This window comes from Amycolatopsis rubida (assembly GCF_900115345.1).
Lineage (GTDB): Bacteria > Actinomycetota > Actinomycetes > Mycobacteriales > Pseudonocardiaceae > Amycolatopsis > Amycolatopsis rubida.
Window position 1 is genome coordinate 1,023,359 of record NZ_FOWC01000001.1, and the last position, 13,523, is coordinate 1,036,881.

The following is a 13,523-nucleotide window of genomic DNA, read 5'->3' on the forward strand; positions in this document are numbered from 1 at the left end:
CGGACGCCTACCGTGGCCGGTATGACCGACCTCCCGCTCGCCCTGATCACCGGTGCCTCGCGGGGCATCGGCGCGGCTATCGCGCACCAGCTCTCCCCGACGCACCGTCTCCTCCTCGGCGGCCGCGACACCGACGCACTGGCGAAGGTGGCCGAGGAACTGCCCGGTGCCGAGCCATGGCCGGTCGACCTCACCGACGCGGCTTCCCTGGAAGCCGCCGCCAGCAAGATCGACCGCCTTGACGTGCTGGTCCACTCCGCGGGCATCGGCAAGATCGGCACGGTCGCCGACTCGCCGTCCTCGGTTTGGCGCACGAACCTGGAACTCAACGTCATCGCGGTCGCCGAGCTGACCCGCCTGCTGCTGCCCGCCCTGCGCAACGCGAACGGCCACGTCGTGGTGATCAACTCCGGCGCGGGTTACACCGCCCGCCCGGGCTGGGGACCTTATGCGGCAAGCAAATTCGCTGTCCGAGCCTTCACCGACGCACTCCGCGCGGAAGAACCGGACCTGCGCGTGACTTCGGTGTTCCCCGGCCGCACCGACACCGACATGCAGCGCGAAGCCCGCGTCCAAGAAGGCGGCGAGTACGAAGCCGACAAATACCTGCGCCCGGACTCCGTGGCGACGGCCGTGCTGACCGCGGTGACCGCCACCCCGGAAGCCCACTTCACCGAAATCCAGGTCCGTCCTCGCTGAGGTCAGGCCCGCAGCCGGGCGGCGGTGTCGGCCACCGCCGCCTGGATCTCGCGGCGGTCGACCCGCGTCGGTTCGGCGTCGGCGACGACCTGTTCGCCCGCGACCCACACCTCACGCACCCGGCGCGAACCGGCCGCCCACACGAGATTCGCCAGCAACTGCTCGTCCGGCACGTCGAGACCGGCGGCGAAGGCCGGGTCGTCGAGGTCGACGTGCACCAGGTCAGCCCAGCGCCCCGGCTCCAGCACGCCGAGATCGTGGCGGCCGAGCGCTTCGGCGCCGCCGCGGGTCGCCATCAGGAACACGTCCTTCGCGGTCACCACGGTCGAATCGGCATTGGCCAGCCGAGCCAGCATCGCCGTCAGCTGAAGCTCTTCCCACAGGTCGATGTCGTCGTTCGACGCCGGACCGTCGGTGCCGAGGCCGATCGCGACCCCCGCCGCCCGAAGGTCCTTGATCCGCGCGATCCCCGAAGCCAGCTTCGCATTCGACCCAGGGCAATGCGCCATCCCGACCCCGCGGGCGGCGAAGATCGCGATGTCCTCATCCGACAAATGCACCGCGTGCGCCGCCAGCGTCCGCCCGTTGAGCATCCCCAGCGAATCCAGCAGCTTCGGGACCGACCCGTGCTCCTTGCGCTGCTCGACATCCTCCGCGGCCGCCTCGGCGATATGGATCTGCACCAAAGCCCCTCGGGCAGCCGCGGATTCCGCAGTCGCTCGCAGCCCGTCCGGGTTCAGCATGTACGCCGAATGCGGCCCGTAACCCAGCTCGATCCGCTCCCCGGGGCCGAACCGCAGCCCGTCGGCGTCGATCCACCGGTCGATCGCCGCCAGCGTCTCCCGCCAATCCAGCCCGGGCAGCTCGATCACCGGCGGCGCGACGAGCACCCGGCCGCCGGTCGTGAGCACCGCGTCGACCAGCTGCTCGCCCTCGAAATACATTTCCGCGCTGGTCGTCACGCCGTGCCGGAGCATTTCGACCGATCCGAGCAGCATGCCGGTGCGCACGTCCGCAGGCTTCAGCTTCGCCTCGGTCGGCCAGATGATCTCGCGCAGCCAGCGCAGCAGCGGCAGGTCGCCGCCCATGCCGCGCAGCAGCGTCATCGGGCTGTGCGCGTGCGAGTTCACCAAGCCGGGCAACAGGATTCCGGTCAGCCGGGTCAGCTCGCCGGTGAATTCCGGCGCGGTCGAAGCCGGTCCGACGAAGGAAATCCGGCCTTCGTCGTCGACATCCACGACGGCGTCGCGGAGCAGCGAGCAGGACGGGTCGGCGGGCAGAACAACCGGGGCATGGAATCGACGCGACATAACGAGATAGTACGGGCGTCCCAGTAGCGGTTAGTCCACTACGCCGCTACGCCAGGCCCAAGCTGCGATTTCCACTCGGTTACGCGCGCCGACTTTGCCCTGCACCGAAGCCAAATGCGTCTTGACCGTCGACAGCGACAGGAACAGCTCCGCGCCGATCTCGGTGTTGGTGAGCCCGCGTGCGGCGGCCTTCACCACGTCCAGCTCGCGCGCGGTCAGCGGCTCCGACGGTGCCGGAGCTTCCCGCTTGGTGGTGGTCCCGCCGTCGAAATGCTTCAGCAGCCGCACGGTGATCTGCGGGGACACCAGCGCGTCGCCGCGATCGGCCGCCCGCACCGCCTCGATCAGCAGGGCGGGCCCGGCGTCCTTGAGCAGGAAGCCGCTCGCGCCGTTGCGCAGCGCGGTGTGCACGTATTCGTCGAGATCGAAGGTGGTGACCACGACGACCTTCAGCGGGTCGGCGACGTCCGGCCCGGCCAGCTGGCGGGTGACTTCAAGCCCGTCCAGGCCCGGCATGCGGATGTCCAGCAGGCAGACGTCCGGGCGCAGTTCGCGCGCCTTGGCGACCGCGGAGACCCCGTCCGGCACGTCCGCGACCACCTCGATGTCGTCCTGGGCGTCCAGGATCATGCGGAAGCCCATCCGCACCATTTCCTGGTCGTCCGCGATCAGTACCCGGATCACCTGTCAGTCTCCCCGTTCGCCTCGAGCGGCAGCCACGCCTCGACCCGCCAGCCGCCGTTCGGCTCGCGGCCTGCCGAAAGCCTGCCGTGCAGCAGCGCGACGCGTTCGCGCATGCCGACCAGACCGTATCCGCCCGACCCGCCCGCCGGACGATGCGTCTGCCCGCTGCCGTTGTCGGTCACCCGCAAGTGCAGTTCGCCGTCGACGACCTCGGCCAGCACGAGCGCCTCGGTGGCGTCCGAGGCGTGCTTGCCGACGTTGGTGAGCGACTCCTGGATCAGCCGCAGCGCGGACCGGCCGACCTCCTGCGGCAAGTCCGCCGGCAGGTCGAGCCGCAGTTGCGTCGGGATGCCGTGATTGCCCGCGTCGACGAGTTTGCGCAGGTCAGCGGCCAGGTCAGTGGTCGCCTGCTCGTTGAACTCCCCCGAGCCGGCCTGTGCGTCGCCGCGCATGCTGCGGACCAGGCGGCGCATCGCGGCGAGCGCCTCGACGCCCGCGTTCTCGATCCGGCCCATCGCCTCCAGCGCCAGCTCCGGGTTCTTCTCCCCCATCATCCGCGCGGCCTGCGCCTGCACGACGATGCCGGTCACGTGGTGCGCGACGACGTCGTGCAGCTCCCTGGCCAGCGCCATCCGCTCGGACGTCTGTGCGTCGGTGACCGCCGATTTCACCACCTGCGCGCGTTCGGAATCGCGCGAACGCAGGTAGAGGCCGATCGCGATGGCGATGCCGAGCAGCAGGACCGCGACGGTGGCGAGCATCCCGAGCGTGATCGGGTCGGTGAGCAGCCGCCCGGTGCGGTACTGGCTGAAGTTCAGCACCGAGCCGACCGCGACCACGCCGGACAGCACCACGATCCGGGGCCAGGCCCGCGCGAGCGGCACCGCCCGCACCACGTTCACCACGACGCCGAAGGCGGCCACGATCTGCGTCGGCGGGATGCCGCCGAGGAGCTGGTAGCTGTGGCTGGGGTGCAGGAACGGCGTCGCGAGCGCGGACAGCAGGAGAAGCCCGGCCACCACGAGGATCGAATCCCGCGGCCGGCGCGGCGACAGCGTGGTCACCGCGGCGGCGCCGATCGAACAGGCGAGCAGCGGGAACCCGCGGCTGCCGCTTTCGTAGGTGTAGCCGAATTCGATCAGCACGCCGATGCCGAGCATGCCGATCAACGGCCACTGGCCGCGCACCAGCTCGGTGAACCGGTGCATGCTGCGCAGGCGTTCCGCCGTCGCCGGATCCCGTTCGCGGCGCGGGCGGCCGATCACGCCGGTGAGCACCGCCGCGACGAGGAACAGGAAACCGAAAAGCAGCGCCTGCGCGATGGCGCTGCCGTAGAGCCTGCCGTCGTATTCGCGGCCGAACACCGCGGTGAGCGCGCCCATCACCAGCGCGCTGATCACCGCGAAAGCGACCCCGGGCCGGGCCCGGCGGGCGAGGAAGTAGACCATTTCGACCCCGGCCACGACCTCGGTGATGGTCAGGTTCGCCAGCACGCTGGAGTAGGTCGGGATGTGCAGATAGCGGATGGCGAAGGTGCAGAACATCAGCGTCAGCGCGCCGAATACGCCCGCCACCGCCGCGCGTTTACGGGCCCAGAACGCCCACGCCGCCATCGCGAAAATACCCGGGAAAAGACCGAGATCGGCGAAGCGCGGGCCCACGTTGTCGAGTGCCGCGTCGGTCACGAACACGAGGTCGAACGCCAGCGCGGCGAGCAACACGAGCACGGACATGTCGAGGCGGCGGGCGAGTTCGGTCGCCCGCGCGACAAGCGTTTTCGACGGCGGGGAGTGCGGCACACCGTGACGGTAGATGATCCGCGCCCGCGCGCACCTTGGCCACGTGGTTCGTCGCCATCGGCCGATCGGCCGATGGCGGGCTCGCCGGTACCGGCCGTCTGCCCGAAGTGGACACCCGCTCGGATCCGCGAAGCTGCCTTCCGTCGCAGTCGAAGACGAATGACGGAGACAGGGAGAGAGCTGGCGGATGACGAATCCACAGTGGAGTGCCGGACCGGTGTTGTCGGGGCGCGGGCTGGTGAAGCGCTACGGACAGCAGCACGCGCTGGCCGGAATCGACATCGACGTCCAGCCGGGCGAGGCGATCGCCATCGTCGGCCCGTCCGGCTCCGGCAAGACCTCGCTGCTGCACGTGCTGGCGGGCATCCTGCGTGCCGACAGCGGCGAAATCTGGTTGCAGGGACAGCGGATCGACCAGTTCGGCGAAAAGCGGCGCAGCGAACTGCGGCGCACCGAATTCGGTTTCGTCTTCCAGTCCGGAATGCTCGTGTCCGAGCTGACCGCCGAGGAGAATGTCGCACTTCCGTCGCTGCTGGCCGGCGGAACTCGTGGCGAAGCCCTTGCCGCGGCGCGGGAATGGCTCGGCAAACTCGGGCTGTCCGGCAAGGAAGCGCGCCGTCCCGGAGAGCTTTCCGGCGGCGAGGCGCAGCGCGTGGCGATCGCCCGCGCGCTCACCCACCGGCCGAAGGTGATCTTCGCCGACGAACCGACCGGCGCGCTCGACACCCGCACCGGCCGCGAGACGATGGACGCGCTGCTGGCCGCCGCGCAGGCGTCCGGAGCCGCGGTGCTCGTGGTGACCCACGACCGGGAACTCGCCGAATCGATGCCGCGCACCGTGGCGATCCGCGACGGCCTGATCGCGACGAGGCTCGCGGCATGAACCCGTTCCAGCTCGCCCTGCGGGTGCTGCGCGGCGACCGGCGGACCCGCACCTCGGCGATCCTCACCGCGGTCGGCGTCGCCGTCGCGACCGGGCTCGTCCTGCTGCTGGCGACCCTGCCGTACGCCACTCAGGCACGTGAGCAGCGGGCGCTGTGGCAGAGCAGCGGCCGTTACGACTCCGGCCAGCAGAACGCCCTGCTGGTCAACTCGTCCAAGGACTACTTCGACGGCAAGCAGGTCGCCCGCGTCGACATCGCGGTCACCGGCCCGGCCGACTCGCTGCGGCTGCCCCCGGGCATCCCGCAGCTGCCCGGTCCTGGCGAGACGATCGTGTCGCCCGCGCTCGGGAAACTGCTCAACGCGACTCCGGCCGACCAGCTCGGGAACCGTTTCGGCAAACCGGTCGCCGCGTTCGGCGACGAGGCGCTGCGGTACCCGGAGCAGCTCGTCGCGCTCGTCGGACACAGCCCGCAGGAGATGCGGCCGTACGGGCACACGGACCAGCCTGGCCAGGACGCTTTCCCGGCCGCGGCCTTCCCGAACGGGCAGGGACATCCGGACGGCCTGCTGACGGTGCTGTCCTGGGTCGGCATCATCGTGCTGCTCGTGCCGAGCCTGGTGCTCGTCGCGTCGTCGGCCCGGCTCACCGCCGCCCGCCGCGAACAACGGCTCGCCGCGATCCGGCTAGCCGGTGCGACCCCTGGTCAGGTGACCGCGATGGTCGCCGCCGAAACCGGATTGTCGGCGGGCGTCGGCGCCTTGCTCGGCCTCTTGCTGAGCCCGGCGCTGCGCGGCTTGGCCACGTTCGTGCCGTGGGACGGCGGAACCTGGCTGGCGTCGGACTTCGCACTTCCGGTGGGACTGACCGTGCTCGCCGTGCTGCTGGTCCCGCTGCTCGTGGTGCTCGCCGGCGTGCTCGGCCTGCGCCGGGTCGTGCGCACGCCGCTGTTCGCGACCGGCGGGCACGCCGTCAAGCCGTTGCGCTGGTGGCGGCTGCTCGCGCTGCCCGCGGCCGGATTGTTCTTCTTCTACACCGTTTTCGGCGCACGCAGCGGCGGCAGCGGCAACCTGGTGCTGTTCGGCCTGCTGCTGGTGGTCGCTTCGGCGATGGTGGTCGGACCGTGGGTGACCTCGGCGGTCGGCGGCACGTTCGTGCGGATCTGGCGACGGCCGTCGTCACTGCTGGCCGGACGCCGGCTGCGCAACGACCCGAAGGGCTCTTACCGGGCCTCGGCCGGGATCGTGCTCGCGGTGTTCACCGGATCGATGGCACTCACCCTGTTGCCGTCGATCGAATCCCTCGCCGGCGGCGGACGCCAATACGTGGACTCGGCGCTGTACGTCGACGTCACCCCGGACCGCGCCCCCGAAGCGACCGAGCGGACCAACGCCACGCTCACGAAGGCGGGACTGTCCGAACGCGTCATCCCGGTGTCCAGCGTCTACGTGATGCAGGGCGAGGGGAACTACCGGTCGATGCAGCGCGCGTACGTCATGACTTGCACTGATGCCGCCAAGCTGACCCGGCTCGGGATCACCCAGCAGGACTGCAAGCCCGGCGTCGGGCTGTACGCCCCGTACCAGCTGGACACGAACAACCTGCGGATCGCGCGGTACGGCGGCGAGGACAACACCGGCACCCCGCTCGGCGCGGTCAACCCGGGGACGTACCACCCGGAACGGCTCAACAGCTTCGGCGAATACGTGATCGACCCGTCCGCGGTGCCGGCCGGGGTCAAAGCGAGCCAGGTCACCCTGGTCGTGCCGACCGCCGAGACCAACCGCGAGATCGTGCGGACCGCACTGGCGCCCAACGCGGTCGGGGCGGAAATCGGCAGCCGCGAGCAGTACCTTTACGGACAGCAAGTGCAGCTCAGCGACCTGCGCCGGGTCACCGTGATCGGCCTCATCGCAGCAGGCATCCTCGCCGGCTGCAGCGCGGCGGTCGCGACCGCGGGCTCGGTCATGGACCGACGCCGGACGTTCGGTGCCCTGATGGCGGCGGGCACCCCGGTACGCGTGCTGTCCCGTGCGCTTCGGATGGAAGCCGCACTGCCCGCGCTGGTGGCGACCATCGGTGCCGGTGTGGTCGGCGTAGCGGTCGGACTCGGCCTGTTCATGGCGACGATGGAACGGGGATCGGTCGTGTTCAGCCCATGGATCGCCGCGCCGGTGGTGCTGGGGATCGGGGTCGCCCTGCTCGGCGCGTCGGTCTGCACGCCCGCGCTGAAGCGAGTGCAGGCGGAACCACTGGCCGACGAATAGCTGGCGGCCGCCCCTCGTCGGGGGAGGGGCGGCACCGGGGGTGAAGGAAGCGAAGGGCCGTTGCCGGGGATGGGAACCCGGTGACGGCCCTTCGTCGCTTTCGGCTGCTTCGCCTGCTGGGCTGGCTTCGCCTGCCGCATGCCTGCTTCGCTGCTTCGCCTGCCGCATTGCCTACGCCTGCTTCGCTGCTTCGGGCGCTTCACCACACCGCGGACGTTTGCCAGTTTCCCCAGCTTCGCCAGCTCGACCCGCTTCGCCGCTTCGTCAACGCTGCGCGTTCCGCCCGATTCGCCAGCCTCGCGTGGTTCGCGACACCGTGGATGTTCGGCAGCCTCGCGTGCTTCGCCGCGTCACCCGCTTGGCCTGCTTTGCCGCTCTCGCGTGCTTCGCGACATCGTGGGCGTTCGGCAGCCTCGCGTGGTTCGCGACACCGTGGATGTTCGGCAGCCTCGCGTGCTTCGCCGCGTCACCCGCTTGGCCTGCTTCGTCACTCTCGCGCACTTCGCGACACCGTGGGCGCTTGCCAGCCTCGCTGCTTCGCCAACCCGGCGCGTTCCGCCGCTTCGCCAGCTTCGCTGCTCTCGCGTGCTTCACAACATCGCCGACGCTCGCCAGCCCCGCCCCGCTCGGCCACCTTCGCCCCACCGCTTCAGGACCAGCCAGCTCCAGCCAAGACCCCAGCCAAGACCCCAGCCAAGACCCCAGCCAGCCCCAGCCCGCGTCCAGCCGAAGACCCAGCCGACGCCAGCCCTCGCCCCACGGGCGGGCTCAGCGTTTCTCGAAGATCAAATCGTGCGAAACCCGTCCCTCCCGGTCCGCCCGTTGCTCGAACTTCGTCACCGGCCGCCACTCGGGCCGGGGCGCCCAGCCGCCAGGCTCGTCGGCGTACCGGTTCCGCAGCGCAGGCTCCGCCGAGCACACCTCGAGCATCTGCTCCGCGTAGTGCTCCCAGTCCGTCGCCATATGGAACGTCCCGCCGGGAGCAAGCCGCGACGCGATCAAAGCCACGAACTCCGGCTGCACGATCCGCCGCTTGTGGTGCCGTTTCTTCGGCCACGGGTCCGGGAAAAACAGCCGCACACCAGACAGCGTCCCGGGCGGGACATGCGACGTCAGCAGGACCACCGCGTCACCGTGCATGAGTCGCAGGTTCGTCACTCCGAGCTTCTCCGCACGCAGCATGAGCTGCCCGAGCCCGGGGTCGTACACCTCGACGGCCACGTAGTTCAGCTCCGGCGCGGCGGCGGCCAGCTGCGAGGTCGTCTCGCCCATGCCGGAACCGATCTCCAGCATCACCGGCGCTTCGCGGCCGAACCATGCCGTGAAGTCGACTGGCCCGGAAGGCAGCTCCGACACCGTCCGGCCGAGTCGCGGCCAGTGTTCCTCCCAGGCTCGCTGCTGGCCGACGGTCATCCGTCCGCCGCGTTTGACGTAGCTGACCACGCTGCGCAGCCGTGGCTGGTCCTCGTTTTCCACCCGGACAACATACGGGCGGGTCAGCGGACCGCTTCGAACTCCCCGAGCCGGGAGCGCAGCCCGGCGAGTCCGGCGACCGCCACCGGCTCCGGTGCGCGGGCGGAATGCGCGGGCAACACGTCGATCCAGCCGTCGTGCCGGTCGGTGTTCAGCACGGTGGTCGGGATGGAATGGCCGGACTTGCCGCGTTCGGACGGCATGAACTCCCAGTACCCGGATTCGCCGTCGGCCGCCCACGGGACGAACTCCCAGCCCATCCGCTTGCCCAGCAGCTGCGCTACCCGGTCCTCGATGCGGAAGCCGAGTTCGCGCGATTCGAGCCGTCCGCTCGCGACCGCGCGCAGCCACCACGGCGCGGGCAGTGCGTCGTCGGCTCCGCTCGTCCGCCGGTACAGCCCGAGCACCGCGTCCTCGGGTGCGCGATGCACCCACGCCTGGCGCAGTTCGGCGGGCCGGGTCGCGGGCAGCGCGAACCGGGGCAGCTCGATCGCCTGGGACCATTCGAGGTCCAGCATCGGTTCGAGCCGAGGGGTTGGTACCGCAGCGTCGCGGGAAACGAGTTGATCAACGTCCACCGTCACGGTTCACCTCCGGAGAGCTGAGACGGGGCTCTGCTGTGAATATCCGTGGGTTTCCGACAGTATGTCCGCTCCCTGTGAGAGAAGCCACACCGGTTTACGTGAAGTTAATCCGAATGCCTGCCGGGCAATCGGGAATGTGCACGTGCAGGTCAGGCGTCCCGCCGATTCGCGGTCGCCACGCCCGCGGCGAACAACACCACGCTGATCGCCGCGAAATACGCGAGATAACCCCACGGCCCGAAAGGAGGCGACAGTTTCAGTGTCGTCCTGGTGAAATCGCCACCGGCGAACTGCGAGGCCGCGTAGAACGGCATCCACTGGTAAAGATCGCCGCCGATCTTGGGAATCAGCAGCACCAGGCCCTCGACCAGCTGGGTCCACACGAGCACGATCGCCAGTGCCAGCGCGGAACTGCGCAGCAGCAGGCCGACGCCGACGCCGAGCAGTCCGGTCAGCGCGAAGGTCAGGATCTGGCCGAACACGATGCGCCAGTCCGCCCCCGAGTGCAGGCCGAGGTCGGCGTCCGGGCGCACGAGATGCGCCAGCCCCCACGAGCCGACGCCGGCGAGCAGGCCGAGCACCGCGCAGACCGCGAGCACAACGGTGCCCTTGGCGAGCAGCGCGGGCGTCCGCGTCGGCACCGCCTGGAAGGTGAGCCGCAGCGTGCCCCAGCTGAAGTCGGCCGTCGCGGCGAGCACCGCGAGCACCAGCGCGACCGTGCGGCCGGTGCTCGTGGCGAGCTGGGTATTGCTCACGTCGGCGGTGATTTCGGCCCCGGAAAGTCCGAGGAACAACGCGGTGAACGCGATCGGCGCGGCCACCGCGATCAGCGCGCACCACCAGGGCGCGCGAGTGCTGAAAAGTTTGATGCGTTCCGCCCGCAGCAGATTCACCGCGCACCTCCACTGGTGAATTCGGCCGCCTGGCCGGTCAATTCGAGGTAGGCGTGCTCGAGCGAACCGGCCAGCGGGCTCAGCTCGTGCAGCGTGGCGCGCGCGGCGAAAGCGAGTTCGCCGATCGCGTCACTGTCCATTTCGGACACCAGGAACGCACCGGAATCCTCGGTGAAAACCGCGCGCGCTTCGGTGAGCGCGGTTCGCAGCGCGTTGGCGTGCGGTGTGCGCACCCGGACCCCGCGCGAGCCGGCGCGGTCCACGAAATCGGCCATCGTGCCCTGGTAGATCAGCTGGCCGCGGCCGATCACCACGAGATCCTGCGCGGTCTGCTCCATTTCCGGCAGCAGATGGCTCGACACGAACACCGTGCGGCCTTCCGCGGCGAGCCCGTGCAGCAGCTGGCGCACCCAGTGCACGCCCTCCGGGTCGAGCCCGTTGACCGGTTCGTCGAACAACAGCACGCGCGGGTCGCCGAGCAGCGCGCTCGCGATGCCGAGTCGCTGCAGCATGCCGAGCGAGAAGGTGCCCGCGCGTTTGCGGGCCACCGCGGACAGCCCGACGAGCTCCAGCACCTCGTCGGCACGCCGATCCGGCAGCCCGTTCGTCGCGGCGAGGAACCGCAGATGCTGGCGGGCGGAGCGGCCCGGATGCCGCCACGTCGCGTCGAGCAGCGCGCCGACCGTGCGCAGCGGATCGGACAGCTGCCGGTACGGCTTGCCCTCGATGTGCGCGGTGCCCGCGGTAGGCGCGTCGAGCCCGAGCAGCAGCCGCATCGTGGTGGATTTGCCCGCCCCGTTCGGGCCGAGGAACCCGGTGACGCGACCGGCTCGCGCGGTGAATGTCAGGTCCCGCACCGCGACGGTGTCGCCGTAGGACTTGGTGAGTCCAGTCGCTTCGAGCACGCCGCCCCCCTTCTCGTGGCACCGAACTCTACCGAAACGAAAAGATCCGGGCCGCCCCCCGAATGGCGACCCGGATCTTGTTCCCCTTTTCCCCTTTTTTCCCCTTGTTCGGCTCCGCCGGCCCCCGCCTGACTCGCCCGAACACCCTGTGGGTCTTTACGCGTCGCGCTTCTTCGCGACGCCGATCGCGATGGCCAGCAGCACCACGGCCACGCCGGCGAAGTAGGCCAGCGAGCCCCACTGCGACAGCGCCGCGTCCGCCGCGCCCGGTCCGCCGGAACTGCTGCCGAGGAACCGCTCCGCGACCGTGAACGGCAGCCACTCGTGGATCTTCGGTCCGACAGTCGGGATCAGCTGCACGAGGTTTTCCACCGCCAGCACGTAGATCAGCAGCAGCGAAAGCGCACCCGCGCTGTGCCGGATCAGCGTGCCGACCGCGACCGCGATGACCGCGGCGAAGGCGAACACCAGTCCGACGCCCGCGACATGGATCCAGTCCGCGGAGGAACTCAGCGCGGTCTCGTCCGACGGGCGGATCGCGTAGCCGAGGCCCCACGAGGCGAAGGCGCCGATCTCGCCGATCACGAACGACAGCAGCGCGACGATGGTGGCCTTCGCGACGAGCACGCTGCCCCGCTTCGGCACCGCCTGGAACGTCGTGCGGATCGTGCCGAAGCGGTATTCGGTGGTGACCGCCAGCGCCGCCAGCACCATGATCACCGCGATGCCGAACTGGTGTCCGGCCTGGGTGTTGGCGACCGACAGCGATTCCCCGCTCGGGAGCGAGGCGGCGATGAGACCGGCGAATCCGACGGTGAGGGCCAGTGCGATGACGGCGCACCACCACGGCGACCGGGTGGTGAGGAGCTTGATGCGTTCGACCGCGAGCAAAGTCATGAGTTATCTCTTCCCAACGAGAGTGTGGTCAGCGGATGGCCGCGGCCTGCTGCGCCTCTGCTTCGAGCCCGGTGTGGTACTCGACGGAGTCGCCGGTGATCTGCATGAAGGCTTGTTCGAGCGAGCCGGTCTGCGGGCTCAGCTCGTGCAGCACGAGGTTCGCCGAAGCGGCGATCTCGCCGATCTTCGCACTGTCCATTCCGGACACGATGAGTGCTTCGCCGGCATCGGCGACCTGAGCGCTGGCGGAGATCAGCTGCTGGCGCAGCGCCGGAAGCTGCGGCGAGCGCACCTTCACGGTGTTCTCCGCGGCCCGCGCCACGAATTCCTCCGTGGTGGACTGCGCGATCAGCTGGCCCTTGCCGATGACCACGAGGTCGGTCGCGGTGAGCGCCATCTCCGAAAGCAGGTGGCTCGACACGAACACGGTCCGGCCCTCGGCGGCGAGGCGCTGCATGAACTTCCGGATCCAGAGGATGCCCTCCGGGTCGAGGCCGTTCACCGGCTCGTCGAACAGCAGCACCTCCGGGTCGCCGAGCAGCGCGGCGGCGATCCCCAGCCGCTGCGACATGCCGAGCGAGAACCCGCCCGCCCGCTTGCCCGCGACGCTGGTGAGGCCGACGGTGTCGAGCACCTCGTCCACCCGCGCCGCCGGAATCCGGTTGGACCGGGCCATCCACTGCAGGTGCGCGCGGGCCGAGCGGTTGGGGTGCACCCATTTCGCGTCGAGCAGCGCGCCGACCGTGCGCAGCGGTTCCTTCAGGTCGCGATACAGCTTCCCGCCGATCCGGACCTGGCCCCCGGTCGGGTTGTCCAGTCCGAGGATCATGCGCATCGTGGTGGACTTGCCGGCGCCGTTCGGGCCGAGGAATCCGGTGACTTTCCCCGCGGCCACGCTGAACGACAGGTTGTTCACCGCGAGCGTGTTCCCGTACCGCTTGGTGAGACCTGTTGCCTCGATCATCCCCTGCTCCCTCTACGGCGGTGCTGACGGAATTCATCCTGTCTCAGCGCGGCCGTTTTCGCGTCATCCTGTGGATCGAACTGGCTACCCGACCTGAGTAGTACTCAATCGTGTCGCAGGGTGGAGCGCGATGGGGGATGCCCCTGAGCCGACCCTGAACTTTGC

The 13,523-nt window shown here is 69.9% G+C and carries 12 protein-coding genes; 3 read left to right on the plus strand and 9 right to left on the minus strand.

The genetic code is table 11. The features are described 5' to 3' along the window. Positions 1–21 precede the first annotated feature (21 nt). Positions 22–699, plus strand: a complete 678-nt coding sequence (locus tag BM362_RS05025; RefSeq protein ID WP_093572325.1) for an SDR family oxidoreductase — start codon at positions 22–24, stop codon at positions 697–699. A gap of 2 nt (positions 700–701) precedes the next feature. On the opposite strand, the gene BM362_RS05030 is transcribed toward BM362_RS05025, so the two are convergent. The 3 genes from BM362_RS05030 to BM362_RS05040 are packed head-to-tail and all read right to left on the minus strand — an operon-like array spanning position 702 to position 4,492. Continuing rightward, the gene (locus BM362_RS05030; RefSeq protein WP_067578194.1) at positions 702–2,009 is read right to left on the minus strand and encodes an amidohydrolase family protein; all 1,308 of its coding nucleotides are present in this window, start codon (positions 2,007–2,009) and stop codon (positions 702–704) included. Between the two features lie 30 nt (positions 2,010–2,039). Further along, the gene (locus BM362_RS05035) at positions 2,040–2,693 is read right to left on the minus strand and encodes a response regulator (protein WP_093572326.1); all 654 of its coding nucleotides are present in this window, start codon (positions 2,691–2,693) and stop codon (positions 2,040–2,042) included. Then, positions 2,690–4,492 carry a sensor histidine kinase gene (locus BM362_RS05040; RefSeq protein ID WP_067578190.1) on the minus strand — a complete coding sequence of 601 codons (1,803 nt, stop codon included), beginning with the start codon at positions 4,490–4,492 and terminating at the stop codon, positions 2,690–2,692. The genes BM362_RS05035 and BM362_RS05040 overlap by 4 nt, the downstream gene beginning before the upstream one ends. A 187-nt stretch (positions 4,493–4,679) precedes the next feature. Here BM362_RS05040 and BM362_RS05045 point away from each other — a divergent pair, with 187 nt between their 5' ends. After that, a complete protein-coding gene (locus BM362_RS05045; RefSeq protein ID WP_067578189.1) occupies positions 4,680–5,375 on the plus strand; it encodes an ABC transporter ATP-binding protein in 696 nt (231 codons plus the stop codon). Continuing rightward, entirely contained in the window at positions 5,372–7,642 is a 2,271-nt protein-coding gene (locus BM362_RS05050; protein ID WP_067578186.1) for an FtsX-like permease family protein, read from the plus strand. The genes BM362_RS05045 and BM362_RS05050 overlap by 4 nt, the downstream gene beginning before the upstream one ends. Before the next feature lie 768 nt (positions 7,643–8,410). Here the strand turns inward: BM362_RS05050 and trmB are convergent. The 6 genes from trmB to BM362_RS05080 form a co-directional block, all read right to left on the minus strand. Next, positions 8,411–9,118, minus strand: coding sequence for a tRNA (guanosine(46)-N7)-methyltransferase TrmB (trmB, locus tag BM362_RS05055; RefSeq protein WP_093572327.1), 708 nt, complete (start codon positions 9,116–9,118; stop codon positions 8,411–8,413). 20 nt (positions 9,119–9,138) lie between these two features. Continuing rightward, positions 9,139–9,633 carry a hypothetical protein gene (locus BM362_RS05060; protein WP_198545199.1) on the minus strand — a complete coding sequence of 165 codons (495 nt, stop codon included), beginning with the start codon at positions 9,631–9,633 and terminating at the stop codon, positions 9,139–9,141. Positions 9,634–9,848: 215 nt separating this feature from the next. Continuing rightward, on the minus strand, positions 9,849–10,592 hold the full coding sequence (locus BM362_RS05065; RefSeq protein ID WP_067577740.1) for an ABC transporter permease: 744 nt from the start codon (positions 10,590–10,592) through the stop codon (positions 9,849–9,851). Further along, positions 10,589–11,497 carry an ABC transporter ATP-binding protein gene (locus tag BM362_RS05070; protein ID WP_093572328.1) on the minus strand — a complete coding sequence of 303 codons (909 nt, stop codon included), beginning with the start codon at positions 11,495–11,497 and terminating at the stop codon, positions 10,589–10,591. The genes BM362_RS05065 and BM362_RS05070 overlap by 4 nt, the downstream gene beginning before the upstream one ends. A 156-nt stretch (positions 11,498–11,653) precedes the next feature. Beyond that, entirely contained in the window at positions 11,654–12,394 is a 741-nt protein-coding gene (locus BM362_RS05075; protein WP_067577736.1) for an ABC transporter permease, read from the minus strand. A 28-nt stretch (positions 12,395–12,422) separates the two neighbouring features. After that, entirely contained in the window at positions 12,423–13,358 is a 936-nt protein-coding gene (locus BM362_RS05080; RefSeq protein ID WP_067577734.1) for an ABC transporter ATP-binding protein, read from the minus strand. Positions 13,359–13,523 lie beyond the last annotated feature (165 nt).